We start from the raw sequence: 25215 nt of genomic DNA, 5'->3' as shown, positions 1-25215 counted from the left end.
GGCGAACCAAAATCAGCGTCCCGCCGGCGGGCAGACCGAAATCAGCTTCCTGCCGAGGGCACCGCCGGAGTCAGCTCCCACCCGGCGTAGACCAGGTCGGACTCGAAGCCGTCCGCCGTGCGGGCGCGGGCGTCGACCTCGAACCAGGTTGCCTCGGGGTTGGTCGTGTGGCGGAAGGTGGCGTTGCCGTTGGCGTCGGCCGGGATCGTCTGCTCGGTCGCCCCGAAGTCGAGGGTGTAGACGAACTCGGTGACCTCCGGCGAGTCCGTACGCAGGACGACCGTCACCTCGTCACCGGCCGTCGGCGCGGGCGAGCCGTCCTCCGGGAAGTCGGGCGAGCTGACCACAGGCTGCGGGACTGTCACCGGCACATAGAGGGTGGCCCGGTATTCCGGGGACACGACGCCGCTCGCCGTCCGGCTGGTGACGGTGAGGTAGTTGGCGCCGCGCCGGTCCGGGCTGACGGAGACAGTGCTGGAGCCGTCGGCCTCCGCGGCCACGGTGACGGCGGGGCCGTCGTTGAGCCGGTAGGTGAACGACGCCGTGCCGGGCACCGCGCTCGACAAGCGAACCGTGCGAGCCTCGCCCAGCCCGGCCTCCGGGTTCTGGTCCCAGACCCGCGGCGTCCGGTCGACCACCGTGAACGAGTAGCGGGTCTCGGCCGAGCGGTTGCCGGTCCGGTCGACCGCCTGCACGCTGACCGTCTGCGTGCCGTAGAAGCCCGGAGTGATCTCCACCGTGGCCCGGCCGTCGGCGTCGGCCGGCGCCTGGTTCGGCACCCCGTCGTTGAGCGACCAGCGGAACGACACCACGTCCCGGTCGTCGCCGGCCGCCGCGAAGGTGAACGTGCCCGGGACGCCGGCCCCGCCGCTGGGCGTGCCCGCCGGATAGTCGGCCGAGGAGACCGCCGGCGCGTGCGGCCGGGTCGTGTCGACGGTGAAGGTGCAGACCGGCGACCAGTCGGAGACGGCGCCCGCCGCATCGGTGGCGCGGGCCTGCAGCTGATAGGTGACCCCGTCGGTCAGGGCCGCCGGAACCGTCGTGAACACCGTGCCCGGGAAGGCGATGGCCTGCTCACTCCACGTGACTCCCGCCGGCCGGACCACGAACTCCGGTGTCAGCCGCTCGCCCGCGACAACGCCGAGATCCTCGTCGCCGAAGACGCCGGTGACCCGGGGCGTGGTGGTGCCGACGAAGACACCGCCGGGCGCGCAGGCGAGACCGCCGACGGTGAGGGACGCCGGGACAGCCGGTGGACGGTTGGCCTCCGCCGCGTGGGCGGCGGAAGCGGGCAGGACGAGCGCGACGACCGCGGTGGCGACCGTGACGGCCCGGGAGCGAGCGAGACTCACTGATCCTCCGTAAAGAGTGACGAACGCCGATCCAGCGCTCCATGATCCTAAGGAGACGACGATCCGAAAATCTGCCCCGTGCGTTCAGGGCAGGCGCGGGCGACTCCTGACCATCTCCTCCTGCTGCTCGGGCGTCATGGCCTCCCAGGCCGCGCGGCGGCGCTCGGACATGGCGGCCAGCTCCTCCGGGGACAGCTGCTCGGCGGCCTCCCGGCGGTCGGCGGCCATGCGCTCCAGCTCCTCGGGGGTGTAGGTGTGCTCCACTGCGATCATTCCTTCCATCAGGGAGATGAGAGCCGTCGCGGACTGGTGGCCCGCGTCGTCGAACTGGCCCAGCACCATCGTCAGGCGCCGCTCCAGCGCCCGGGCCCGCTCGATGCGGTCGGTGACCTGGTCGAGCTGGCGGAGCAGAACCTCGCGGGCGCCCGGCCCGGCCCCGTCGAGCAGGCCCGCGATGTCGGGCAGCCCGAAGCCGAAGCCGCGCAGGGCGAGCACCCGGTGCAGGCGCCGCACGTCGTCGTAGGCATAGCGGCGGTGCCCGGCCGGGCTGCGGTGCGACGGGCGGACCAGCCCGATGTCGTCGTAATGGTGCAGGGTGCGCACGGTGAGGCCGGTCGCCCGGGCCAGCTCGCCGATGCTCCATGTCTCCGTGCTCATGCCCCGACGCTAAAACCTCCCGTAGCGTCAGGTGCAAGCCCGCGGCCGCACGCCCGCGAAGACGATGCCGGCACCACCCAGCGTGATCATCAAGGCCGCGCGGAAACGCCCGCCTGACAGGTCAAAGCTGGACCAAGATCGATCAAAGCCACCATCTCAGCAGGCTTTCCCGGCGCGCCACGGGTACGGGTCAGCGCCATCTTCGTGACTGTCGGTAGGCTGCCGGGTATGTCCTACACGGTCCCGCCGACCCGCACGGCTGCCGTGGTGCGCCAGCTCCGCAACGAGATCGTCACCGGGGAGCTGCCGCCCGGCACGCTGATCAAGGACGCCGAGCTGGCCGCCCGTCTCGGGGTGAGCATCACCCCCGTACGCGAGGCGATCGCCCAGCTCTCCGTCGAGGGCCTCATCGACATCGCGCCCAACCGCACGCGCCACGTCACCAAGGTGACCCAGAAGAACGCCCTCGAGCTCATCGACGTGATGAGCGTCCTGGCCTGCGCCGGCTTCGAGTGGGGCGTCGAAAATCTCACCAGCACCCACCTCGACCAGCTGCGCCGCCGGCAGAAGGAGTTCGTGGAGGGGCTGCGCTCGGGCAACGTCCTCGGCGCCGCCCCGGCCGGAGCCGAGTTCAGCAGCATCGTCATCCTGGCCAGCGGCAACCGCGAGCTGCAGTCGCTCGTGGACCTGGTCGTCGCGCGCACCAACCGGATCCTGGTGATGACCGCCGAGAGCGACATCTTCCCGATCTGGGTCGCCGGCCACGAGGACATTCTCGAGCTGCTGGACCGCGGCGACACGCAGGGCGCCGCGGCCCGCTACCGGCAGATCTACGTCGACTACCGGGCCAAGGTCGAGCGGGAGCTCTTCGAGGAGTAACTCACGCCGCGCGCAGCTTCGGGAGGATCGGCCCCAGAGTGTCAAGAGCCTCCCGGCGTACGGCATACCGGGTGATTCCCCATCGTTCGCGATTCCGCCGTACGGCCGCCAGCAGCTCCGCCTCGTCGCCGATGAGCAGGAACGGCACCTGTCGCAGCTCGTCCTCGGTCATGTTCAGGTCATCGGTCCACTCGCCGAGGTCCGGCTGCACCTTCTGCACGAGCGCTTCGAGCGTGGCGGCGCCGCCCTCCCGCGCCAGTGCCACCTGCGCGTCGACCTGATCGAGGCGCCACCGCGCATCGTGCGAGTGACCGTCCTCACGGGTGCGCCCCAGCCCCGACAGCCCGACGATGTCGGCGTGCTCACCGGCCCAGCGCAGGAGACGGGAGTTGGACGTACCCATCAGAAGTGGCACTTTGCCCGCCACCGGCCGGGGCTTGGTCAGCTCGGCGTCGCGCAGAGTCAGCCCGGCGCCGTCCCACGTCACCTTCTCCCCCGCCAGCAGCCGCGTCGTCGCCTCGGTCACGGCGATGCAGCGGTCCACCCGCCCCCGAACATCCGGGCGGACCCGCCCCACCGCCTCCCACTCGACCGGCGTGTGACCCGCGCCGAGCCCGAGGATCGCGCGCCCGCCCGAGATCAGGTCCAGCGTCGCGACATCCGCGGCGAGCAGCATCGGCTCGCGGACGCCGGCATTGACCACGTACGAGCCGAGCTTGATCGTTTCTGTCACGGCGGCCGCCGCGGCGAGGGCCACGAACGGCGCCGCACCCGAGCCCGGGTGATCGGACACCAGCAGCGCGTCGAACCCGGCCGCCTCGGCGCGCCGCGCGGTCTCCACCCACTCGCCGGCACTCTCCGGCTGAACCTGAAGCGAGAACTCCACCATGCCGCCGATCCTCCCGGCCCGTCCCCCGGGAAAGCATCCGTTCTCTGCTCTCCGCAGATTCCGCGCGGCGCTTAACCTGTGATCATGACTACGCCGCCGCCGTTCGACCGCGAGCTTCCCGTCGTCGCCGGGCCACCGCTGCTGCCGGCCGACATCCCCGCCACGCGAGCCGAGCGGGTCGCGCTCCGCCTCACCGACGCCGAGCTCAGCCGGGGCGGCATGTTCACGGTCGAGGAGCACCACGACACCCCCGTGCCACTGCTGATCATGCGGCCGGTCGCCTTCCCGGCCGCCCGGGGCTGCGTCTACTGGATCCACGGCGGCGGCATGGTGCTCGGCGACAACCGCTCCGGCGTGCTCGAGGCGCTGGACTGGGCGGAGGAGTTCGGCCTGGTCGTCGTGTCGGTGGACTACCGGCTGGCGCCCGAGCACCCGCACCCCGCGCCGGTCGAGGACTGCTACGCCGGCCTGGAGTGGACCGCGTCCCGAGCGCCGGAGCTCGGCTTCGATCCCGGGCACCTGATCGTGGCGGGCGGCAGCGCGGGCGGAGGGCTCGCTGCGGCCGTCACGCTCATGGCCCGCGACAAGGGCGGCCCGGCGCTGCGCGGCCAGCTGCTGATGTGCCCGATGCTCGACGACCGGAACGACTCCTTCTCCGTACGCCAGATGGCCGGCGTGGACACCTGGGACCGCACGTCGAACGCCACCGGCTGGGGCGCCCTCCTCGGCGACACCGCTGGAGGCCCGGACACGTCGCCCTACGCCGCCCCGGCCCGCGCCGCCGACCTGTCGAGCCTGCCGCCCGCTTACATCGACGTCGGCTCGGCCGAATCCTTCCGCGACGAGGACATCACCTACGCCACCCGCATCTGGCAGGCCGGCGGCGACGCCGAGCTGCACGTATGGCCGGGCGGCTTCCACGGCTTCGACGGCGCCTTCCCGGAAGCCGTCCTCTCCCGCGACGCCCGCGCCGCCCGCTTCCACTGGCTCAACCGCCTGCTCGCCCCCTAGGGTCGGTCCGAAGGAGGGGAAGATAGACGAGGGGTGGAACGTGCCCGGGCCGCCGCACAACAGCGTCGAGTTCGTCGCCGAGCGCTCACGGGTCCTCGACCAGCAGTGCGCCCGGATCGGCCGGGCGCCCGAGGAGATCGTGCGGTCGGTGCAGATGGTGATCTCCCACGACGCGCCGGAGGCGGCTCGCGAGGCGGCGCTGGAGCTCAGCGGAACCAGCCGGAGAACAGAAAACGCCCGGACCGAAGCCCGGGCGTTTCTCAAGGGTGGAGCTGAGGGGACTCGAACCCCTGACCCCCACACTGCCAGTGTGGTGCGCTACCAGCTGCGCCACAGCCCCTTGCCTTGCCATTGTCCCCGGATCACCCGGGCACGGAAAGAAATATACACACCCTCGCCGGGCCCTCCGGCAGGGGGTCCCCCACAGACCGCTGCAGGCTGCAGCCAGTCGGAGCGAGGCCCGCCCGGGTCAGTTGAGCGAGACGTCCGGCGGGAAGTGGGCGACGGCGGCGAGAATGTCGCCCTGGCGGCGCAGGACCATGGCCCACAGGTCGTCGGGGCGGTTGACGAAGGGGTCGCCGGGGAGGGCGTCGAAGACGAACCACGAGCCGGCGGCGATCTCGTCCTCGAGCTGGCCCGGGGACCAGCCCGAGTAGCCCGCGAAGACGCGGATGCCGGCCACGCTCTCGGCCAGCCGGTCGGGGTCGGCGGAGAGGTCGACCGTGCCCAGGGCGCCGGCGACCTGGTGGAAGCCGGAGACGCGCCGCTTGACCTCGGGGCGGGTGCGGGCGAGGCAGATCGCCGACTCGGGCTGCACCGGGCCGCCCTCGAAGAGGACCGCCGGGTCGCCGGCCAGGTCGCCCCAGCCGCCCAGGACGTCGGCCACCGGCACCTCGGTGGCGCGGTTGAGCACGACGCCGAGCGCGCCGCCGGTTTCGTGGGCCACGAGCAGCACGACCGTACGGTCGAAGTTGGGGTCTTTGAGGGTGGGGGTCGCGACCAGGAGCTGACCGGTCATCGACTCCACCGACCGACCTCCGATGCGCTGCTCTTCACTGAACACAACAGCCTCGCCTTCGCGCCATGCTTGGACATTAGCTTGCAGTCCGGCCAGCGATAAGGCCTGCGCGAGAACGAGGCGGAGATCGACGCCTAAGGCGGATAAGAACGGTGACGGGGTCACGACAAGTGGCTGGCAGGTCACCCGTACGGGGAGCACGCTGCGGTGATGACTGTCCTGCGTCCCTGGCGCCGGGCAACCGGCAGCCGGGTCTCCTACATCAACGGGTACGCCCTGCCCCACTCCGTCCGCTCCCCGGGCGGGAAGGACGTGGAGGCGGGGCTGTGGCAATGGTTCCGGATCAACGCGCGTCACCCGGAAGCGGCCCTCACCATGCCGTCGGTGGCCGTCGGTGACCTGTGGCAGACGTTCAGTCGCTACACCCGCGACTACGACGATTTCTGCGCGAGGGCCTTCGGGCGGCCGCTCCCCCACACGCCGCTCACCGACGAGCCCGGCCGGCTCGGGCTCACCTGGCGGCTGGCCCGGGAGGACGAGGGGCTCGGCTTCGACGGCCTGCCGCTGCTCTTCCGGCTGGACGCCCAGCTCGGCGTCCCCGACGGCCGGCACTATCTGGCCGACTGCGGCGGGCGGGGGCAGTGCTACGAGCAGCCGGGCCTGCTCTGCCTGGGCCATCTCCGCGGTCCGGGCCGGTCGGTCCGGGGCGACTGGCGTCCGCCGGAGCACAAGCAGGCCGAGGGCGAGACTTACGGCGGAACGTGAAGGGCCCCCACCGCACGCGGTGGGGGCCCCGGAACTCCGTACTACTTGGTCAGTTTCTTGGTGTAGACCTTCGTCGGGGCGTAGTTGCCGACCTTGTCCTTCGCCCAGTAGGCGATCTTCAAGGTGCCCTTCTGCAGGCCCTTGACCGGGATGCTCCACGTGCCCTTCGGCGTCGGCCAGGTCGTGATGACCTTGGCCTTCTTCGTGGCGGCGGCGTAGGAAGTGGTCTTCACCCACGTCGAGCCGGTGTAGTAGTACCACTTGCCGGACCGCTGCTCGACCAGCTTGACCTGGATCCCGCTGAGACCCACGCCCTTGTCGGCCGCCTTGCCGTGCAGTGTCTTCCACGAGGAGACGACGGCAGACTTCGCCGGCACGGTGAGGCTGACGGTCGGCTTGTAGACGTCCTTGGCCACCTTGACGGTGCCCACGGTGACGGTCTTGCCGGCGCCGTTGACGTTGTAGGGCGTGACCTTGACGACGTAGGAGCCCGGCTTGGCGTAGACGTGCCAGGTCGAGATCAGCTGCTCGGTGGTCGTCGAGGTCTTGCCGTCACCCCAGTTGATCACCAGCTTGCTGACGCCGTCGTAGCCGCTGAGCTTCAGGTCCACCCACTGCGTGGCCCAGATCGACGTCTTGACGAGCTGGTACCTGCCCGGCTGAGCCTTGACGGAGACGACCGCCGACCCCTTGAAGCCGGCCTTCGCGCCGTTGCCGGCCTCGTCGGTCAGCGTGATGACGACCGTGAACTTGCCGGCCTTGGTGTAGGTGTGACTCGCGTCGCCGGTGATGGTGTCCGGCTTGGTGCCGTCACCCCAGTCGACCACCCGCCGGATCTTGCCGGCAGCGGTGGTGTCGTCGGCGACCGAGATCTCCTTCAGCTTCACCGTCTGACCGGTCCAGGCCGAGGCCGACCCCAGCTGGTACGTACCCGTCGGAGCCTTCGTGTCGGCAGCGCCCTGGGTGGAGCGCGGCGTCGCGTCGGCGGTGATCGGCGAGTACTTCGCGAAGAAGTTGACCAGCATCGTCAGATCGTTGTCGCCGGTCGTGACCTTGTCCGTGCCCTGGCCCAGGGTCGTGAAGTTGTCACCGCCGGCGGCGAGGAACGAGTTCGACGTCACACGGTACGTGCCGGTCGGGTTCAGGACCGTCCCGTTGAGCTTGAGCGACGAGGCGATGATCTTCTCGCCGCGGGGCTTCGCCGGGTCGTACGCGTAGGTCAGGCCCTTCGATGAGCCCAGGTGCAGCACCGGACGGGAGGCCCCCGCCGGCTGCCACTGCTCCTCCAGCACCTGCTTGATCTGGGCGCCGGTGAGGGTCTGGGTCACGACGTCGTTGGCGAACGGCTGCACCGCGAACGCGTCGGCGTACGTGATGGTGCCGTCCGTGCCGTACTTGAGGTCCGCCCGCAGGCCGCCCGGGTTCATGAAGGCGATCTGCGCGCCACCGCGACCGGCCGCACTGGTCTGGTCGAGCTGGACGTCGGCGATGAAGTTGCCGAGCACCGACTCGCTGCCGCGGTCCTCGGCGTTGTCGGCCGTGTAGGCCCGCTTGATGTCTGCGGTGATCTTGCCGAGCGGCTGCTTGCCCAGCTCGGTGGCGGTCTCCTTGGCCTTCGCGACGATGTCCGCGACGGCCGGGTCGGGGGTGTAGCCCTTGACGTCGAGCAGCTCGGCCGTCGACTTGGTCACCGACTTGGTGGCCGGGTCGTAGGTGAGGACCGCGCGGCCCACGCGCAGGCCGTAGTCCTCGGCCTGGATGACCGGACGGGTACGGTCGGAGCCCGGCACCGGCACCTCGAACGCGTACGGCTGGTGGGTGTGCCCGCTCAGGATCGCGTCGATGTCGGCGCTGACCCGCGTGAAGTCGCCGAAGACCGGATCGGCCTGCAGCTTCGCGGCGCTGTCGATGTTCTCGGCCGCCGCACCCTCGTGGGCGAGCAGCACCAGCACGTCGGCCTCGCCGTTCGCCTCGTTACCGTCGGACAGCTCCGCGGCGACCTGGTTGGCCTCGGCCACCGGGTCCCGGAACTCGACGCCGGCGATGCCGTCCGGGCTGACCAGCGACGCGGTCTGCTCGGTGACGACGCCGATGTAGCCGATCTTGACGCCGCCGACCGTCTGGACGTCATAGCCGGGCAGGACCCGCTGGCCGTCCTTGTAGACGTTGGCGCCGAGGTAGGGGAAGTTCGCCCGGTCGGAGACGCGACCGGTCAGGTCGGCGAGACCCTTGTCGAACTCGTGGTTGCCGACCGCCGACACGGCCAGGCCGCCCGCGTTCAACGCGTCGATCGTCGGGTTGTCGCCGTCGATCGCCGAGATGAAGGTGGACGCCCCGATGTTGTCGCCGGCCGAGACCCAGGCGGTGGCCGGGTTCTGCGTACGCAGCTGGTTGATCATGCCGACCAGCTGGGCCGCGCCGCCGACGGGCTGCCCGTCCACGGTGCTCGGCGACTCGAGCCGGCCGTGGAAGTCGTTGACGCTCAGCAGCTGCAGGTCGACGGGCGTCGCCGCGGCCGCCTTGGTGTTCAGGCCGACGACGACCGGGTCGTGGTCGCTGGCCCGGTACGGGTCCGCCGAGTAGAACGGCGCGTACCCGTCGTACTGGAAGGCGAACGACTCGACGGAGTTGATGTTCCAGATGTCCACGCCCGTGACCCGGTCGGCCAGCGGGCGGGTGGCCAGCGCGTGGTCCAGCGAGCCGGACTCGCCACCGAAGACGTACGAGTTCTTGTCCTTGTTCAGGTCGCTGAACCCGGCGTCGTAGAGGACCTGCAGCGGGTCCTCCTGCGTGTACGCGTTGAAGTCGCCCAGGAGCAGGACCTTGTCCGTACCGCTGCTCTTCTTGACGTCCGCGACGAACGCCGCCAGCGCGGTCGCCTGCCGCACCCGGTCACCGTTGAACGCGCCCTGACCGTCGCCCTTGTCGGCGTTGTCGCCGGTGGCCGCGTCGGAGGTGCTCTTCGACTTGAGGTGGTTCGCGATCACCGTGAAGTCGATCGACCCGGACGTGAACGTCTGGGCGATCGGCTCGCGGGCGTTGAACCACACCGACTCGTCGTTGACCGAGCGGGAGGCGCCCTTCGGGGTGGCCTTCGCCGGCTTGAAGATGATCGCGGTGGTGATGACGTCCTGCTGCGCGGCGCCCGGAAGCTCGGCCGGCGTCCGGACGTAGTCCCAGGTGCCGGCGCCGTCCTTCGCGTTGAGCGCGCCGACCAGCGTCTGCAGGGCGAGCTGCGGGTCGCCGTCGAAGCGGACCGAGTTCTCGATCTCCATGAGCGCGACGACGTCGGCGTTCAGCGCGCTGATCGCGGAGACGATCTTCGCCTGCTGCTTCTCCAGCGCCGCGGCATCCTTCGCCCCGCGCGCGTCGCCACCGAAGTGGACGAAGTAGTTGAGCACGTTGAAGCTCGCCACGCGCAGGTCGCCGCCGACGTCGACCGGACCGGTCGTACGCGGATTGGTGTGCGTGAAGCTGAACCCGGCAGTCTTCCAGCTGGCCGCGGCAACCGGGGTGACCGGCTGCAGACGCCACTCGCTGAAGCCGTAACCGAGCACGGTCGCCCCGAAGGTCGCGACCCGGTCGCCGACCCGCAGCGGCTCCTCCTTGGAGAAGTACGGCGGCGCGCCGGTGAGCGTGGCACTCGACCCGTCGTCGAGCACGACCTTGTGCAGAGCGTTCTCGGTCTTGACCTTGGCGGCGGCGTCACTGCCCGGCTCGGCCACATCGGTCGGGATCCGCGCCGGCGAGGTGCCCGCGGCGAGGTCGATCTCGCCGTAGCGGTTGGTGTCATAGACCTCGGAGACCGTGTACGTGCCGGCCGGGGCGACCAGCATGCCCTCGAGCGACTCGCGCGCGGCGTTGTCGAGCGGCAGCGTGAACGCGACCGGCGCGGGCGGCTTCGCGTCGCCGTCGCACACCTGCACGTCGGCGAGCGCGGCGGGGGTCAGCTCGGTGAGCCCGTTGAACTCGCTGACCGCGCCGGTGACCCGCACGGTGTCGCCGATGGCGAGGCTCGTGCCGGCCGCCTTCGACAGGAAGACGAAGATCGCGTCCGACGGGGTGCTCGCGGTGACGGGACGATCGCCGCCGGTGCCCGCGGTCTGGACGTAGATGCCGTTGTAGCCGCCCGTACGGTGGTCGGCCGTCACGACGCCCTCGACGGTGACCTGCTTGCCGGCCAGCGGGGACGTGTCGGTGGTGCCCTGCACCTCGGCGATCGTGTTCGTCACCGCGGTCGTGCACGCGGGGGCCGGCTCGCCGGGCCCTTCCGCGGTGTTCTTCACGCCGAACGAGCTCGGCGCCGCGTCCCGCCACTTGCCGTCGATCTTCTGCAGCGAGAAGCCGGTCGGCACGCCGCTTTCCTTGACCCCGATGTCGGCACTGGTCTTGCCCGACGCCGGACCGTTCGTCGCCGCGAAAGTGCCGCCGTAGCTGAGGAACTCAACCACTGTTTTGTCCGGCGCGACGAGGGCCAAGCCGTCCGGATCGCCGTTCTGGAGCCCGGCCGCCGCGACGGAGACCACGCCGGTCCCGCTCAGCGCGAGCGTGCCGTAGCTCGCCCCGCCGTTGCCGTTGTAGAGAACGATCGACCAGCCGGCCAGGTCGGTGGCGCCGGCCTCGACCTCGATCGCCTCGCCGCTGTCGGTGCCGGCGTTGTCGTAGTGAATCTCGCTGATGAACGGGGTGACGTCCGCCGCGAGCACCGGATGCCCGGTGAAGCTCAGGCCGACCGCGGTGGCGACGGCGGCTGCACCCAGGGAACGCGCGGTGAAACGCGTTATGGGTAGATATCGACGCATCGAGATTTTTCCTCCGAGGACAATGGATCCCGCCGGATCGTAAACACGAGGGATTACTCGCAGGTAACGCTGCGCCGATCAGCGTCCCAACAGACCCCCCGGGGTCAGCCGAACGTCGACTATGGAATCGTCATCCTCAAGACACGATCCGTAGTTTTTTGTCCCGATCTGGCCCGAGCCGCAGGGGTCCGGTTATAGTGCCGTGCTGCTGCCATCGCCTCGGAAAGGGATCCCCGTGGATCGGCTCTGGACCCGCACCGCGACCCGCGCCGCCTCGGTCGCCCTGCTGCTCACCGGCCTCGCCGGCGGCGTCTATCTCGGCCAGCAGCGCGAGCTGACCACCGACGCCGCCCTGGCCAGCAGCTCGATCCCGATCCAGGACGCCGACATGCAGCTCCTCAAGGAGCGCCAAGGCCAGCACGCCGCCGCCCGCGCCCTCCAGCGCCAGGCCGAAGGCATCGCCGTCAAGAAGGCCACCGCCGACGCCCGCAGCGCCGCCGCCAAGGCCCGCACCACCCAGAAGAAGGCCATCGAGAAGAAGAAGGAAGAGGACGCCAAGAAGGCGCTGGAGAACGGCGGCCCGGTCCCCTACGACGGCCCGATCCCCGACTCCTGCAACGACTTCAGCGGCGCCCGCCAGACCGGCTGCGCCCTCATGCTCGCCGCCGGTTTCGGCATCGCCGAGTTCCCGTGCCTCAACCAGCTCTGGGACCACGAAAGCGGCTGGAACTACAAGGCCGAGAACACCGGCTCCGGCGCCTACGGCATTCCCCAGGCCCTCCCCGGCAGCAAGATGGCCTCCGCCGGCGCCGACTGGAAGACCAACCCGGCGACGCAGATCAAGTGGGGCCTCGGGTACATCGAGGGCCGCTACAACACCCCCTGCGGCGCCTGGAACAACTTCCAGAACAACGGCAACTACTGAGCTCCGCCGAGGCGGTCCAGCTCCGCGAGGTACATCTCCCGCATCCGGCCGAAGTGCCGGACCAGCAGCAGGACTTCCTCGACGCTGTAGCCCTCGATGAGCCGCACCGCCTGCTCGGCGAACCGCTCGTACGGGCGCTCGAGCTCGGGAATCCGCTCCGGCCGCAGCGTGACGATCACCCGCCGCCGGTCCGCCGGATCGCGCTCGGCCGTGACGAAGCCGGCTTGCTGGAGCCGGCGCAGCATGCTGGTCACCGCCCCGGTGGTGAGGTTGGTCCGCCCGGCGACCTGCCCCGCGGTGGCCGATCCGACGTCCGCCAGGAAATCGAGGCACTCCAGGTCGCTCACGGTCAGGCCCAGCCGGTCCGCTATGGCGTTCCGGAACACCATGGACAGCCGCGCAGTCTCCCGCCCGGCGCGCATCAAGTCAGCCATTGCAGACGCGCGGGCCGGCTCGGAGGACATGCCCGCAATCATGCCTCCGGCACGGTCACCCGATGCAGCCGAGGTAACAGGCGGGTCAGCACCCAGTGCGGCGCGGCCGGGCCCCCGGTGAGGCGGCGCATCAGCCCGGCGGCGGTGTCCACGGCCTTGAAGGCGTACGGCACCATCTCGTTCTGGTAATCCGCGATCGCCTCCTCCACCGGCGTGCCGCCCTCCCACGCCTCGACGAGCCTGCGGCCGAGCAGGGCGGCATCGCGGAGCGCGGTGTTGCCGCCGTGCGCCCCGAACGGCGGCATGACGTGCACGGCGTCGCCCATCATCGTCGCCCGCGGCACCGCCCATCGCTGCGGGCGCCGGCCGGTGGCGAAGAGGTTGAGCACGGTGGCGTCCAGCTCGGCCGTCTCGACCAGCCGCCGGACGAGCGGATGGAAGTCCGCGCTCATCCGGGCGGCCAGCTCCCGCAGCGCCAGCAGGTTCCCGCGGATGCCGAGGGGCACCTCCTCCTGCCGGAGCAGCAAACCCCACATGACGTAGTCGTCACCCGTGGGCGCATAGCTGCCCGGCGCCACGCGCGCGAACGCCTCCGGAGGGCTTTCCCCGAACCGCATGCAGGTGAAGAAGAACGCGCGGCCCGGCTGGTCGGCGATGGCCAGGACCCCACTGGTACGCAACACCTCCGGGATGACACTCGCGCCGTTCCGCCACAAGGGCGACCGGCCGTAAACCCCCGCCATCGACGTGTTCGCCGGCCCCGCGTCCGGCATGAGCTGCGCCCGCAACGCCGAACCCACCCCGTCCGCCCCCACGACGACGCTCGCCCCGACCGCCGTGCCGTCGGCACATCGCAGCCGCAGCCCGGCCGGCCCGCCGCTCTCCACCCCCAGAGCCGCCTTGCCGTAGTGGATCCGCCCCTCCAGACCCGCCATCAGGATCGACCGCAGCGTCAGCCGGTCAACCTGACGGCTGGCGCGCGGCTCATCCTTGAACGTGATGGTGAACGCGGCCCGCAGCCGGCTGTCGGTGAACCGCAGCTGCCCGCCGGGCTCGTCGCCGGTGGTCAGCGCCAGGCGGTAGAGCGGCCGGGGCAAGCTCTCCCGCAGCGCCTCCAGCCCGAACCGGTCAAGAATGATCCGGTAGCCCTGCTGCCGCACGAAGGGCCCCGGGTCCCGCTCGAAGACGTGCACGTCGACACCCGCGCGCACCAGATACTGCGCGAGGCAGAGCCCGGAAAGCCCGGCCCCCGCCACCGCCACAGAGACGCCGCTCGATATGCCCATGCCGTTATCTTAATGACTAAGATGTTCGCGACAAGCCCGTCGCCGTGCCAACCAGTGAGCTTCAGTAGCTCGGCGTAGGAGTAGGGATCGTCGACGGCGCGAACACGGCGGCCGCTCCGCCCAGCACCATCCAGAAGAACAGGATGATCGCCGGCAGGACTCCCACATAGCCCATCACCAGCCCGGCCACCGCCATGCCGCGACCCGACTTCACGTTGTTACGAGTGTCATTCACCCCGACGTGACCCAGCAGCACCGCAGCGATACACGGAATGCCGAGCAGACACCAGCCGGCGACCAGACCGACGATGCCAAGCACCAACGCCCACACTGCCGTACTCGACGACGGAACCGCGGGCTGCACCACCATGGGCATCATCGGCGGCGGCGCAACCGACTGATACTGCGAAACGACAGAACGACGCTGGGGCGGCTGCGGATAGGTCACCAGAGGCTCCGGACCGGGCTGGACATCAGGGCTGAATGCGCGGCCGGGTCCAGCCCCGGAAGCCCGGCCGCACACCCTCCAACCGTGATCACATCCCGGCCGAAGTGGCCCGAGCAGCCGCCCCGCACGACCAATCAGCCAGTCTCGACAACCGGCCGGCCCAGCCCCATCAGAATCTCACCGACCCGCCCGGCCTCTTTCGGCTCCGGCCCGGGTGAAAGGCCATCCGAGGACGCTCTGTTCGTCCCTGCGCGAAGGCCTCACCGACCACCGCACGCCAAGCCGAGCGCAAGCGCGCCAGCGCCCAGGCGCGCTCCAACCACCAACCGCGACCGACAAACGCCGCGCACCACCGCACCGCGGGGCGTCCGGGGGCTCGGCCCCCGGAGCAGATATGACGAGAGGCCCCGGTTCGCGCTGTCCGCGAACAGGGGCCTCCGCCTCTCGTGGAGGTGCCGGGAATCGAACCCGGGTCCTTCGTTGTTTTGTCAGGGCTTCTCCGAGCGCAGCTCACTATGCCTCTACTCGGCCCCACCGTTCACGTGAGCGAGATGGTGTGACGGGCCCAGTCGCTGATTAATCTCGCCGCGCGGTCCCCGCGACCGGGACCGGTTGGCCAACCTCCTAGCTGATGCCGGAAGTCTGAGCCGGAGGTGTGCTCAGTCCGACAGACTTGCTAACGCTGTCAGGCAGCGAGAGCGAAGTCAGCGCGCTTGGAATTGGCGCTTATTGGTTTCCGACGACCGATTCTCGAGACGACGTCGGCTTCCTCGGCTCGCTTCCCCTGTCTCCACGTACGAAGTCGAAACCAGTCACCCCCTCGTAGGGCCGCCATGCGGCAGCCATACAAGCGTAACGTGTCCGCGCCCGGAGGTCATTCCGGTATCCCGTGTCACTGGCAGGATCGGCCCGCGATGCTGCATGAGACGGGCGCGACCTTGCCCCTGGTGCTCTTGCCGGCCGAGAAGCCGGCGTCGACGGAGGCGCCCGGCGCCAGCGGGCCGCCGGTGAAGGTGACCGTGTCGCCGGAGGTGGTGGCGCGGGCGTTCCAGACCGGGCCGAGGCGGACGTCGGCTCGGGACGGGAAGGTCACGGTCACGGTCCAGGTGGCCGGCTTCTCGCCCTTGTTGCGCACGGTCAGCCAGCCGATGAAGCCCTCGCGCCAGCTCGCCCCGGTCTTGTAGGTGGCGCTCAACACAACAGACGGCGTGGCGGAGGGGGACGGAGACGGGGAGGCGGACGGCGTGGGTGAGGAGCGGCGCGGGGCGGGGCTGGACGATGTCCGGGTGGCGGAGGCCGGCGAGGCGGCCAGCTTGACCCTGGACGGCGCGGGCGATGAGGGCGGCGTCTCGATCACCGCCGCCGGCACCACCGAGGCGGCCGTGGTCGGGACGACCAGCTTGGGCGAGCTGTCCTTGACCGGGCCGGCGGATCGGATCGCGACCCAGGCGACCATGAACACGAGAACCCCGGCCGCCAGGATGATCAGCGAGTAGCGGGGCAGGCGGAGGACGGGTTGCTGCTTGCCGGGCAACGGCGGTCCCTTCAGCGCGGGAGACATCGAACCGCGGCGAGGTTACCCGCCGGTCCGCTCCGGCGCCACGCCGCCCCGACGAGCAGCGAGGCGAAGCGCCCCGAGGGGGAGAAACAATCCTCAGTCCATGCCCTTGCTCCGCCGCCCCAACGCCCGGTTGATCTCCCGGTTCGCGTCCCGCGTGGCGAGATCCTGCCGCTTGTCGTACGACTTCTTGCCCTTCGCGACCCCGAGCTCGACCTTCGCGTACCCGTTGTCGAAATAGACCTGGAGCGGCACCAGGGTGACGCCGTCGTCGCGCAGCTTGCCCATCATCTTGTGGATCTCCTCGCGGTGGAGGAGCAGCTTGCGGGTGCGGCGCGGCTCGTGGTTGGTCCAGGTGCCCTGCGTGTACTCCGGGATGTGCATCCCGTGCAGGAAGATCTCGCCGTTGCTCTCGTGACCGAAGGCGTCCACGAGCGACGCCCGCCCGGCGCGCAGCGACTTGACCTCGGTGCCGGTCAGCTGCATGCCCGCCTCGTAGGTGTCGAGGATCGTGTAGTCGTGGCGCGCTTTCCGGTTCGAGGCCACGACCTTGCGGCCCTGTTCGCGCGGCATGACTGGCTCCTTGCAACGGCCGAAAAGACCATCTTACCCAGGAGCTAACAGAGGCAGCTCGGCAGCAAGTTCAGGGGATTTTTCGGTACGCCGTGGAAGCGCGTCTCGAAGTGCAGGTGGAACCCCGTCGAGGCGCCTGTCGTGCCGACCCGCCCGATCACCTCGCCCCGCCGGACGTACTCGCCGGGGCTGACCAGGATCTTCGACTGGTGGCCGTAGCACGTGCTGAAGCCGGAGCCGTGCCCGATGCACGTGTAGTTGCCGTAGCCACCGGCCCAGCCGGCCTGGATGACCCGCCCGCTCGCCGCCGCGTGGATGGGCGCTCCGCCCGGCGCGGCGATGTCCGTGCCCGCGTGCAGCTGCCAGACGTGATAGTACGGGTCGTAACGCGAGCCGAAGTCGCTCGTCTTCCACCCGTGCACCGGCATGAGCAGCCCGCCGCCGCTGTAGGAGGCCGTGGAGCCGCCGTTCTTCTCGTCCCAGCCGCGCAGCGCGTCCTGGATGCGGGCCTCTTCGGCCTTCGCCTCCTCGTACTTGGCGAGCACCGCCGAGCGCTGGCTGCGGGCGACCCGGAGGGCGTCCTTGCGGCTTTGCGCGAGCTGAATCACAGCGGCCCGAGCCCGTACGGCGGCCGCCTGCGCGTCCTTCGCGGCGTCGAGCTTGTCGGCGGCCTCCTGCTCCGCGGCCTCGGCGGCGCGGCGGGCGAGCCCAGCCTTGTCCTGAGCCGTACGAGCGGTGCGCCGCGCCACCATCAAGCGCTCCACGTCGTCCTGCTGCTTCTGCATGACCTGGTCGACGAGCCCGAGCCGGTCCATGGCGTCCTGCGGTCCGCGCGCGCCGACCAGCACGTTGAGGCTGGCGAAGTTCCCGCCCATGTACGAGGCGGCCGCAATCTCGTCGACGCGGTCCCGGGCCGCGTCGACCTGGGTCTGGGCGGCGTCGAAAGCGGCGGCTGTCTTGTCGTACGCGGCCCGGGCGGCATCGGCCTTGCGACGGGCCGTGGTCGCCTGGACGGAGGCGGCGGCCACGACGCCCCGGGACTTGGCGACCTTCTCCTGGGCGGCCGGCAGGGCGGCCGTGGCAGCTTCCAGCCGGCGGGCGGCGTTGCGGGCGGTCACCGTGGCGTGTTCGAGAATCGCCTCGGCACGGTCCACGGCCTTGCTCGCCTTGCGGGCGTCGTCCGGCGACGGGTCAGCGGCGGCCACCCCGGGCGCCACCAGGGCGGGAGCCGCGAGGCAGCACACGCTCAGGCACGCTGCCAGCGCGGCACGGAACCGGCTGCGTCGATGGGACCCCACGAGGAGTCACCGTACTCCGACTCTTCGCACCTATGCGGCGAAATCGCCCAGAAGATCCGGTCGCCGAAACGACGATCGCCGCACCTCCCCGGCGTACGCGGGAAGTGCGGCGATCGAACGGTGACTCGCTCAGACCTTGAGGTAGAAGCGCAGGGTGACCCACCCGGTGATGGCGCTCACGCCGGCTCCCACGCCGGCCAGCAGCGGCAACATCAGCCAGACATTTTCGCTCGGGATCGGCGTGAGGATGTTCGTCAGGGCCTGGAGCCTGCCGTCCAGCAGCACGACCTTGATCAGGAAGATCATCACGAAGCCGAGGATCGCGCCGATCAGGCCGGCCGCCACCGCCTCGAGCACGAACGGCGCCTGGATGAACCAGTTGGACGCGCCGACGAGCTTCATGACGGCGACCTCGCGGCGCTTGCTGTAGGCCGCGACCTGGATCGTGTTACCGACCAGGAGCAGCGCCGCCAGCGCCATGAAGCCGGCCACGACCAGGGCGAAGACCTGGATCGCGTTGAAGATCTTGAACACCTTGTCGAGCAGCTCGCGCTGGTCGACGATGTCCTGGATGCCCTGCTGATCCTTGATCTGGTCGGCGAAGGACTGGTACTGCTGGGGGTCCTTCAGCTTGACCCGATAGGACTCGGGCAGGCTCTCCGGGGTGACCGACTTGACGAAGTCCGGCGAGTCCTTCCAGAGCGTCTGGAACTTCTTGAAGGCGTCCTCGCGGCTCTCGTAGGTCTTCTCCAGGACGAGAGGGTTCTGCTCGATCGCCTGGTTGATCGCCTCGCGCTGTGCGTCGGTCACGTCCTCGCGCAGGAAGATCGAGACCTCGATCTCCCCGTAGTAATAGTCCTTCATCTGGTCGACCTGCATGTACATCAGCACGCTGGCGCCGAGCATGGTCAGCGACACCGACATGGTGATGATCATGGCGATGGTCATCGTGACATTGCGCCACAGGCCGACCAGCACCTCGTTGAGGACGTACTTGGCACGCATCGGGGGGTTCCTTCCGGGACTCCGCGGTCGTCAATCAGGTGGGTGAAACGAGGGTCCCTGTCAGCCGTAAACGCCGCGAGCCTGGTCGCGCACGATGCGGCCGCTCTCGATCTCGATGACCCGGCGGCGCATCTGGTTGACGATGTTGGAGTCGTGCGTGACCATCACGACCGTCGTGCCGGTCCGGTTGATCCGGTCCAGCAGCCGCATGATCTCGATCGAGGTGTCCGGGTCGAGGTTGCCCGTGGGCTCGTCGGCCAGCAGGATCAGCGGCCGGTTGACGAAGGCCCGCGCCACCGCGACACGCTGCTGCTCACCGCCGGAGAGCTCGTGCGGGTAGCGGTGCTCCTTGCCGCCGAGCCCGACCAGCTCGAGCACCTCGGGCACGACGCGGCGGGCGACCGCCTTCGTCTTGCCGATGACCTCGAGGGCGAACGCGACGTTCTCGTACGCCGTGCGGTTGGGCAGCAGCCGGAAGTCCTGGAACACGCAGCCGATCGACCGGCGGAAGTGCGGGATCTTCCAGGAGCGCAGGGCGGTCACGTCCTTGGAGTTCACCACGACCTTGCCGCGGGTCGGGGCGACCTCGTGCAGCAGGAGCTTGATGATCGTCGACTTGCCGGAACCGGAGGGGCCGATGAAGAAGACGAACTCGCCCTTCTCGATACCGACGCTGACATCGTCCAGCGACGGCCGAGACGCCTTCGGGTACGTCTTCGTCACGTTCTCGAGCTGAATCACGGGTGGAGAGTCTACGCGGTGTAACGAAATCGCCAAGCCCGGCGGTGGCCAGTTTTTGGCCCGCAGGCCCGCTGATCAGTACGGCCGGTGAGCGCCGCCTGACTCTTCGTTCAGACGGCGTGTCACTCAGCGTTCTCGGCGCAGGTCGGCGGCAGTTTCTGCCGTTCCGGAAAAAATTTCGGGGATCAGCCCGCCGCGAGCTGCGACTGCTTGCGCCAGCGGATGCCGGCCTCGATGAACTCGTCGATCTCGCCGTCGAACACGGAGGACGGATTGCCCGTCTCCTCCTCGGTCCGCAGATCCTTCACCATCTGATAGGGGTGCAGCACGTACGACCGCATCTGGTCGCCCCACGAGCCGGTGGTGTCCTGCTTGAGGCCGGCCATCTTGGCCTCCTCCTCCTGGCGCTTGCGCTCGAGCAGCCGGGCCTGGAGGACGCGCATGGCGGACGCCTTGTTCTGCAGCTGCGACTTCTCGTTCTGACACGTCACGACGATGCCGGTCGGGATGTGCGTGAGCCGCACCGCGGAGTCGGTCGTGTTGACGCTCTGGCCGCCGGGGCCCGACGAGCGGTAGACGTCGACGCGCAGCTCGTTGTCCGGGATGTCGATGTGGTCCGTCTGCTCGACGACCGGCATGACCTCCACGCCCGCGAAGCTGGTCTGGCGCCGGCCCTGGTTGTCGAACGGGCTGATGCGCACCAGGCGATGGGTGCCGGACTCGACGCTGAGCGTGCCGAAGGCATAGGGCACCTTGACGGCGAAGGTGGCGGACTTGAGCCCGGCTTCCTCCGCGTACGAGGTGTCGTAGACCTCGGTCGGATAGCCGTGCCGCTCCGCCCAGCGCAGGTACATCCGGAGGAGCATCTCGGCGAAGTCGGCCGCGTCGACGCCACCGGCGCCGGCCCGGATGGAGACGACCGCCTCCCGGGCGTCGTAGTCGCCGGACAGGAGGGTGCGGACCTCCATCTCCTCCACAGCCTTGTGGAGAGCGACGAGCTCGGAGCCGACCTCGGCGACCGAGTCGGCGTCACCCTCGGCCTCGGCCATCTCGAGCAGCAGCCCGGCGTCGTCGAGGCGGGTGCGGAGCCGCTCCATCTTCGAGATCTCGCCCGCGACGTACGACAACCGCGAGTTGACCTCCTGAGCCCGCGCCTGGTCGTCCCACAGGTCCGGGGCGGAGGCCTGCTCCTCGAGCTCCGCGCGGTCCCGGCGCAGCTTGTCGAGGTCGAGCACGTTCTCGATGTTGCGCAGGGTGGCGTCGAGCGCCTTGAGCTGGTCAGGAAAGTCGGCTGCACTCACGACTGCCAAGAATACGCCGCCCGGCCCACGTTGCGGCCGGGCGGCATACCTTCGTCATTCGGCGGGCGCGGTCTTGAGCCAGGTCAGCGCGGCTTTGTGGTACGCCACGGCGAACTCGAGGGCGGCGGCACCGTACTGGTCGCCGGCCTTCTTGGCCTCCTTGGCCTGCTCGCGGGCCATGGCGAGGGCCTCCGAATGGAACTCGTTCGCGCCGGTGTAAAGCGTCTTGAGCTGGCCGCCGGCGTGCTGCTGACCGAACGCCACGCGCAGGGCGACGGGGTTGCGGATCGCGTCCCGGCCCGGCGACTCGGCGAGCCACCGGCTGAAGGCGCGCTTGCCGGAGGCGGTGATGGCATAGGGCTGACTGGACCGTGGGCCGGGCTTGCCGAGGCGGACGTAGCCCATCTCGGCGAGGACCGGCAGTTCGCGGTAGACCTGGCTCCGCGTCATCGACCAGTAGGGCCCGAGGCGGCGTTCGGCAGCCGCCATGAGCTGTCCGCCGGTCATCGGCCCATCGTGGAGCAGGCCGAGCAGCGCGGCAGCCGTAGGGTTGATTTGAGAGTCGGGCATGCCTTCTAAGCTGCCACTTTGTCGTCGTGGCGTCCAGGATTTCGCCCGATCCGTCCAATTTGCGTCTCCACAAACGACTGTCCCGCACAGACAGTCCGACCACGAGGGTCGTGTCGGGGCGTTTTTGCCGGTGGGCCGGGGTGTCGGCGGGTAAGATGGAGCAGGAAATCGGTCAGACGGCGCTCGAAGTCCGTTATCCCGCCAAAGGGCGCGTCCGGGCGGGGCCAGCTTTCCCGAAGAAACGACTTAGGCCGCCAAAGCCGACAATCAACCCATGTGGGGATACTGCCAGGTCACCGGCGGCTCGAAGGTTTCCTTCATCGTGCGCGGCGAGACCCAGCGGTGCAGGTTGAGGATCGAGCCGGCCTTGTCGTTCGTGCCGCTGCCGCGGGCCCCGCCGAAGGGCTGCTGCCCGACCACCGCGCCGGTCGGCTTGTCGTTGACATAGAAGTTGCCGGCCGCGTTGCGCAGGGCCCCGGCGGCCCAGTCGACCACCGTCCGGTCCGTGGCGAAGATCGAGCCGGTGAGCGCATAGGCCGCGACGGCCTCGGCCTGGGCCACCGTCTCCTCGAAGGCGTCGTCGGCATAGACGTGCACGCCCAGGATCGGGCCGAAGTACTCGGTGGAGAACAGCTCGTGAGCCGGATCCGAGCTCTCCACGAGGGTCGGTGCCACGAACCAGCCCTCGCTGTCGTCGGCGGTGCCACCGGCGAGGACAGTGCACGAGGCACTGTTCTTGATGCGGTCGAGCGCGGCGGCATGCTTGGCGAAGGCGCGGGCGTCGATCACCGCTCCCCCGAAGACCGACAAATCAGTCACGTCGCCGTATTTCACGTTCGCGACGGTTGCGGCGAGGCGGTCGCGCAGGCCACCTTCCCAAAGACCCCGCGGCACGTACGCGCGGGAGGCCGCCGAGCATTTCTGACCCTGGTACTCGTACGCGCCCCGGACGAGCGCCACGTGCAGCGCGTCCACGTCAGCGCTCGGGTGGGCGATCACGAAGTCCTTGCCACCGGTCTCTCCGACCAGCCGGGGGTACGTACGGTAGCGGTCGATGTTGCTCCCGACCTCGCGCCACAGGTGCCGGAACGTCGCCGTCGAGCCGGTGAAGTGGATGCCCGCGAGCGCGGGGTCGGACAGCACCACGTCGGAGACCGCCAGCCCGTCGCCGGTGACCATGTTGATCACGCCCGGGGGCAGCCCCGCCGCTTCGAAGAGCCGCATCGTGAAGTGCGCCGCGAACTGCTGGGTCGGCGAGGGCTTCCAGACGACTGTGTTGCCCATCAGGGCGGGGGCGGAGGGGAGGTTGCCGGCGATGGCCGTGAAGTTGAACGGCGTGATCGCGTACACGAAGCCCTCGAGCGGGCGATGGTCGAAGCGGTTCCAGACGCCGGGTGACGACTGCGGCTGCTCGCCCAGGATCCGCTCGCCGAAGGCGACGTTGAAGCGCAGGAAGTCGATCAGCTCACACGCCGAGTCGATCTCCGCCTGCTGGACCGACTTGGACTGCCCCAGGATCGTCGCCGCGTTGAGCGTGTCCCGCCATCCGCCGGCCAGCAGCTCCGCGGCGCGGAGAAAGACCGAGGCCCTTTCGCTGTACGGGAGGGAGCGCCACGCCGGCGCGGCCCGCTTGGCGGCGTCGACCGCGGCCCGCGCGTCCTCGTGCGTGGCATTGTGCAGCACCCCGAGCACATGCCGGCGCCGGTGCGGCTGGACGACGTCGATCGGATCGCCCCCGCCCGGCCGCTGCACGCCGCCGATTGTGCTGGTCAGCTCGAGGCGCTCGGCCGCCAGCGCGGCGATCCGCGCCTGGAGCGACTCGCGCTCGGGGCTGCCGGGCGCATAGCCCCGGACCGGCTCGTTGATCGGGGCAGGGACCACAAGCTGAGCATCCATCGCGCACTCCTGGAGGTGTGTCTCACGTCATCGTGCCACCTCGCCGGGCGGTTCCGGGGCTCTCGCCGCAGGCCACCGGGTTCCCCGCCGCGCCGTGGCCCCGCCGGACTGTCAGACGGCCCGATTACTCTGTGGGCCATGAGTGAGGCCGAAGCGGTGCAGCAGTCCCCGGAGCGCACGACCTGGGGTGGCGTTCTGCTGGCCGTCGCCGGGCTGGCCTGGGCGGCGGGCATGCTCCTCTCCGCGCGCGTCAGCATCACCAGCACGTCGCAGGCGGAGCTGGAGGTGGTCTCGACGTCCTACGCGATGCCCGGCGTGGTCTCCGCGAGCCTGGTCGCCGGCATGGCCGTGGCCTCGGCCGTGCTGGCCTTCGTCACCCGCCGCCGCGAGCTCGGCGCGACCGTGCGGTTCGCCGTCTCGACCGGCGCCGGCCTGGTCGCCGGTCTGCTCGGCGCCCTGACGATCATCACGATCAACACCGACGGCTGGATCTATGCGGTCATGGGCGGCACGATCGCCGCGGCCGCCACGATCGGCGGCGCGCTGGCCGGCTTCCGGCTGCCCCGGGTCATCCGGGCCGCGGCCTGGGCGGCCATCGCGGTCTTCCTGGTCGGCGTGGTGCTGGCCTTCCTGCAGGACGACCTGCTGCCCGTGTTCGGCGCCGGCGACACCTCGGCCTCGCGGGCCGACGCGGCCGGCTACTGGGGCTATGCGCAGGGCATCCTGGGCGGGCTGGCGTCCGCCGCGGTGGCCTGCCTGGTGCTGCGGCGGGCCCGGCAGCGCACCGGGTCGGACGTGCGGTGGCCGCTCTACGCGCTGGCCGCGGGCGGCCCGGGCCTGCTGCTCATCGTCGCCGAGATCCTGACCCACACGCTCGGTGCGCGGGTCCTCTCGCTGGCGGCCAAGGTCAGCGTGCTCGACAGCAGCATCCAGTCGGTGCTGAGCGCCGCCCGCATCAACAACGCGCTGATGGTGCTCTTCGTGGGGGCGTTCGCGGCGATCATCGCGGTGGGGCGCACGCTGCAGGCGCCGCCCGACGAGGCGCCCAACGAGGAAGCGGCCACGGCGGGGCGGCGCAACGCCCGCAGCCGGGCCGCCGCCGGTGAAGGCCGGGCGGGAGCGGGACGACCGGCGTCCGGCGCCGCGACGGGCACGACTTCCGGCGAGAAGCTGTCCGAGCGCCCGGCGGATCCCGAGGAGATCGAGCGGGCGGCCCGGGCCGAGGACGACGAGCCGGCGCCCGCCGCTTCCCGCGCCGAGGACTGACGCTCGCCGGTGGGGCTCAGGTGAGCTGGTCGAGCTCGCTGGGGGCGTACCACTCGAGTTCGTGGTCCTCGGCACTGTCGACCGTGAACTGGGCGTCCTCGTCGCCGGCCAGGGCCTCCGTCACGACGGCGACGGCTGCCGCGACGTCGTCCGCCGCGTCCGCCCCGTCGACGTGGACCGCGGCGACCTGCTTGAGCACCACGGGGTGGGCCAGCGTCACGGCACTCGAGCCGAGCTCGTGGTCGCGCGAGGCCAGCGCCGAGGCGGGTACGTCGGCGGAGACCACGACCCGGCGGCGGGGAGCCTCGGGGTCGAGCCGGAGGAGCGGCAGGGCGGCCTGGGCGGCCCGGGTGAAGGCGACGTATTCGAGCTCTTCCTCGTCGCCCTCGGCGTACCACTCGCGCAGCGCCGGGGTGACCGCGTGCGCAGCCGGCGGCGCGTCGCCGAGCCGGCCGGTCTCCCGCAGCGCGGCCAGCATGGGCACGGTGGCCGGCACGTAGACCCGGACCTGCTCGGTGATCGGCACTCTCGTCTCCCCGCC

The 25215-nt window shown here is 70.3% G+C and carries 22 protein-coding genes, 1 tRNA gene and 1 other RNA gene; 5 read left to right on the top strand and 19 right to left on the bottom strand.

Annotation, left to right across the window (positions count from 1 at the left end):
- Positions 1–41 precede the first annotated feature (41 nt).
- Both RAN62_RS37390 and RAN62_RS37385 read right to left on the bottom strand, forming a co-directional pair.
- Entirely contained in the window at positions 42–1352 is a 1311-nt protein-coding gene (locus RAN62_RS37390; protein ID WP_305789602.1) for an Ig-like domain-containing protein, read from the bottom strand.
- Positions 1353–1436: 84 nt separating this feature from the next.
- Positions 1437–2009, bottom strand: coding sequence for a MerR family transcriptional regulator (locus tag RAN62_RS37385; protein ID WP_305789601.1), 573 nt, complete (start codon positions 2007–2009; stop codon positions 1437–1439).
- Between the two features lie 228 nt (positions 2010–2237).
- On the opposite strand from RAN62_RS37385, the gene RAN62_RS37380 reads away from it, so the two are divergent.
- Positions 2238–2888 (top strand): GntR family transcriptional regulator, encoded by a 651-nt coding sequence (locus tag RAN62_RS37380; RefSeq protein WP_305789600.1) that lies wholly within the window; start codon positions 2238–2240, stop codon positions 2886–2888.
- Between the two features lies 1 nt (position 2889).
- Here RAN62_RS37380 and RAN62_RS37375 read toward each other — a convergent pair whose 3' ends face one another.
- A complete protein-coding gene (locus RAN62_RS37375) occupies positions 2890–3777 on the bottom strand; it encodes an LLM class flavin-dependent oxidoreductase (RefSeq protein WP_305789599.1) in 888 nt (295 codons plus the stop codon).
- Between the two features lie 84 nt (positions 3778–3861).
- Here RAN62_RS37375 and RAN62_RS37370 point away from each other — a divergent pair, with 84 nt between their 5' ends.
- Complete coding sequence (locus RAN62_RS37370; protein WP_305789598.1) at positions 3862–4788, top strand: alpha/beta hydrolase; 927 nt, start codon at positions 3862–3864, stop codon at positions 4786–4788.
- A gap of 267 nt (positions 4789–5055) precedes the next feature.
- On the opposite strand, the gene RAN62_RS37365 is transcribed toward RAN62_RS37370, so the two are convergent.
- Together RAN62_RS37365 and RAN62_RS37360 are read right to left on the bottom strand one after the other, a co-directional pair.
- Positions 5056–5128: transfer RNA gene (locus RAN62_RS37365), tRNA-Ala, on the bottom strand.
- A 129-nt stretch (positions 5129–5257) separates the two neighbouring features.
- Positions 5258–5806 carry a YqgE/AlgH family protein gene (locus RAN62_RS37360; RefSeq protein ID WP_305789597.1) on the bottom strand — a complete coding sequence of 183 codons (549 nt, stop codon included), beginning with the start codon at positions 5804–5806 and terminating at the stop codon, positions 5258–5260.
- Positions 5807–6016: 210 nt separating this feature from the next.
- On the opposite strand from RAN62_RS37360, the gene RAN62_RS37355 reads away from it, so the two are divergent.
- Positions 6017–6571 carry a UCP032817 domain-containing protein gene (locus RAN62_RS37355; RefSeq protein ID WP_305789596.1) on the top strand — a complete coding sequence of 185 codons (555 nt, stop codon included), beginning with the start codon at positions 6017–6019 and terminating at the stop codon, positions 6569–6571.
- A 41-nt stretch (positions 6572–6612) separates the two neighbouring features.
- On the opposite strand, the gene RAN62_RS37350 is transcribed toward RAN62_RS37355, so the two are convergent.
- Positions 6613–11373: an ExeM/NucH family extracellular endonuclease gene (locus RAN62_RS37350; protein WP_305789595.1), complete on the bottom strand. Its 4761-nt coding sequence runs from the start codon at positions 11371–11373 to the stop codon at positions 6613–6615.
- Positions 11374–11608: 235 nt separating this feature from the next.
- Here RAN62_RS37350 and RAN62_RS37345 point away from each other — a divergent pair, with 235 nt between their 5' ends.
- Positions 11609–12298 (top strand): aggregation-promoting factor C-terminal-like domain-containing protein, encoded by a 690-nt coding sequence (locus RAN62_RS37345; RefSeq protein WP_305789594.1) that lies wholly within the window; start codon positions 11609–11611, stop codon positions 12296–12298.
- Here RAN62_RS37345 and RAN62_RS37340 read toward each other — a convergent pair.
- From RAN62_RS37340 to pruA, 12 genes are all read right to left on the bottom strand, one after another.
- Positions 12292–12732, bottom strand: a complete 441-nt coding sequence (locus tag RAN62_RS37340) for a MarR family winged helix-turn-helix transcriptional regulator (RefSeq protein WP_305789593.1) — start codon at positions 12730–12732, stop codon at positions 12292–12294. The genes RAN62_RS37345 and RAN62_RS37340 overlap by 7 nt on opposite strands.
- A 38-nt stretch (positions 12733–12770) precedes the next feature.
- The gene (locus tag RAN62_RS37335) at positions 12771–14018 is read right to left on the bottom strand and encodes an FAD-dependent oxidoreductase (RefSeq protein WP_305789592.1); all 1248 of its coding nucleotides are present in this window, start codon (positions 14016–14018) and stop codon (positions 12771–12773) included.
- Positions 14019–14079: 61 nt separating this feature from the next.
- Positions 14080–14466 (bottom strand): DUF4190 domain-containing protein, encoded by a 387-nt coding sequence (locus RAN62_RS37330; protein WP_305789591.1) that lies wholly within the window; start codon positions 14464–14466, stop codon positions 14080–14082.
- Positions 14467–14910: 444 nt separating this feature from the next.
- Positions 14911–15286, bottom strand: a transfer-messenger RNA (tmRNA) gene (gene ssrA / locus RAN62_RS37325).
- A 72-nt stretch (positions 15287–15358) separates the two neighbouring features.
- Positions 15359–16027, bottom strand: a complete 669-nt coding sequence (locus tag RAN62_RS37320) for a cellulose binding domain-containing protein (RefSeq protein WP_305789590.1) — start codon at positions 16025–16027, stop codon at positions 15359–15361.
- 93 nt (positions 16028–16120) lie between these two features.
- A complete protein-coding gene (gene smpB / locus RAN62_RS37315) occupies positions 16121–16597 on the bottom strand; it encodes an SsrA-binding protein SmpB (protein ID WP_305789589.1) in 477 nt (158 codons plus the stop codon).
- A 44-nt stretch (positions 16598–16641) separates the two neighbouring features.
- Complete coding sequence (locus tag RAN62_RS37310; RefSeq protein ID WP_305789588.1) at positions 16642–17895, bottom strand: M23 family metallopeptidase; 1254 nt, start codon at positions 17893–17895, stop codon at positions 16642–16644.
- Positions 17896–18024: 129 nt separating this feature from the next.
- The gene (gene ftsX, locus RAN62_RS37305) at positions 18025–18900 is read right to left on the bottom strand and encodes a permease-like cell division protein FtsX (RefSeq protein ID WP_305789587.1); all 876 of its coding nucleotides are present in this window, start codon (positions 18898–18900) and stop codon (positions 18025–18027) included.
- Between the two features lie 60 nt (positions 18901–18960).
- Positions 18961–19641, bottom strand: coding sequence for a cell division ATP-binding protein FtsE (gene ftsE / locus RAN62_RS37300; RefSeq protein ID WP_305789586.1), 681 nt, complete (start codon positions 19639–19641; stop codon positions 18961–18963).
- A gap of 185 nt (positions 19642–19826) precedes the next feature.
- The gene (gene prfB / locus RAN62_RS37295; RefSeq protein ID WP_305789585.1) at positions 19827–20942 is read right to left on the bottom strand and encodes a peptide chain release factor 2; all 1116 of its coding nucleotides are present in this window, start codon (positions 20940–20942) and stop codon (positions 19827–19829) included.
- 54 nt (positions 20943–20996) lie between these two features.
- On the bottom strand, positions 20997–21512 hold the full coding sequence (locus tag RAN62_RS37290) for a PadR family transcriptional regulator (RefSeq protein WP_305789584.1): 516 nt from the start codon (positions 21510–21512) through the stop codon (positions 20997–20999).
- A 267-nt stretch (positions 21513–21779) separates the two neighbouring features.
- A complete protein-coding gene (pruA, locus tag RAN62_RS37285) occupies positions 21780–23408 on the bottom strand; it encodes an L-glutamate gamma-semialdehyde dehydrogenase (RefSeq protein WP_305789583.1) in 1629 nt (542 codons plus the stop codon).
- Between the two features lie 138 nt (positions 23409–23546).
- Here pruA and RAN62_RS37280 point away from each other — a divergent pair, with 138 nt between their 5' ends.
- On the top strand, positions 23547–24674 hold the full coding sequence (locus RAN62_RS37280) for a hypothetical protein (protein ID WP_305789582.1): 1128 nt from the start codon (positions 23547–23549) through the stop codon (positions 24672–24674).
- A gap of 16 nt (positions 24675–24690) precedes the next feature.
- Here RAN62_RS37280 and RAN62_RS37275 read toward each other — a convergent pair whose 3' ends face one another.
- Entirely contained in the window at positions 24691–25200 is a 510-nt protein-coding gene (locus tag RAN62_RS37275; RefSeq protein WP_438874599.1) for a DUF6912 family protein, read from the bottom strand.
- Positions 25201–25215 lie beyond the last annotated feature (15 nt).

Origin of the sequence: Symbioplanes lichenis (assembly GCF_030709675.1) — a bacterium.
Taxonomy (GTDB): domain Bacteria; phylum Actinomycetota; class Actinomycetes; order Mycobacteriales; family Micromonosporaceae; genus Actinoplanes; species Actinoplanes lichenis.
This window is presented reverse-complemented; position numbering and strand designations above follow the sequence as displayed.

Coding starts and splice junctions, on each gene's coding strand:
- RAN62_RS37385 (WP_305789601.1), bottom strand. CDS start 2,009: ATGAGCACGGAGACATGGAGCATCGGCGAGCTGGCCCGGGCGACCGGC.
- RAN62_RS37360 (WP_305789597.1), bottom strand. CDS start 5,806: ATGACCGGTCAGCTCCTGGTCGCGACCCCCACCCTCAAAGACCCCAAC.
- RAN62_RS37320 (WP_305789590.1), bottom strand. CDS start 16,027: ATGTCTCCCGCGCTGAAGGGACCGCCGTTGCCCGGCAAGCAGCAACCC.
- ftsX (WP_305789587.1), bottom strand. CDS start 18,900: ATGCGTGCCAAGTACGTCCTCAACGAGGTGCTGGTCGGCCTGTGGCGC.
- RAN62_RS37335 (WP_305789592.1), bottom strand. CDS start 14,018: ATGGGCATATCGAGCGGCGTCTCTGTGGCGGTGGCGGGGGCCGGGCTT.
- RAN62_RS37375 (WP_305789599.1), bottom strand. CDS start 3,777: ATGGTGGAGTTCTCGCTTCAGGTTCAGCCGGAGAGTGCCGGCGAGTGG.
- pruA (WP_305789583.1), bottom strand. CDS start 23,408: ATGGATGCTCAGCTTGTGGTCCCTGCCCCGATCAACGAGCCGGTCCGG.
- RAN62_RS37290 (WP_305789584.1), bottom strand. CDS start 21,512: ATGCCCGACTCTCAAATCAACCCTACGGCTGCCGCGCTGCTCGGCCTG.
- smpB (WP_305789589.1), bottom strand. CDS start 16,597: ATGCCGCGCGAACAGGGCCGCAAGGTCGTGGCCTCGAACCGGAAAGCG.
- RAN62_RS37340 (WP_305789593.1), bottom strand. CDS start 12,732: ATGGCTGACTTGATGCGCGCCGGGCGGGAGACTGCGCGGCTGTCCATG.
- RAN62_RS37280 (WP_305789582.1), top strand. CDS start 23,547: ATGAGTGAGGCCGAAGCGGTGCAGCAGTCCCCGGAGCGCACGACCTGG.
- RAN62_RS37355 (WP_305789596.1), top strand. CDS start 6,017: ATGACTGTCCTGCGTCCCTGGCGCCGGGCAACCGGCAGCCGGGTCTCC.
- RAN62_RS37380 (WP_305789600.1), top strand. CDS start 2,238: ATGTCCTACACGGTCCCGCCGACCCGCACGGCTGCCGTGGTGCGCCAG.
- RAN62_RS37350 (WP_305789595.1), bottom strand. CDS start 11,373: ATGCGTCGATATCTACCCATAACGCGTTTCACCGCGCGTTCCCTGGGT.
- RAN62_RS37370 (WP_305789598.1), top strand. CDS start 3,862: ATGACTACGCCGCCGCCGTTCGACCGCGAGCTTCCCGTCGTCGCCGGG.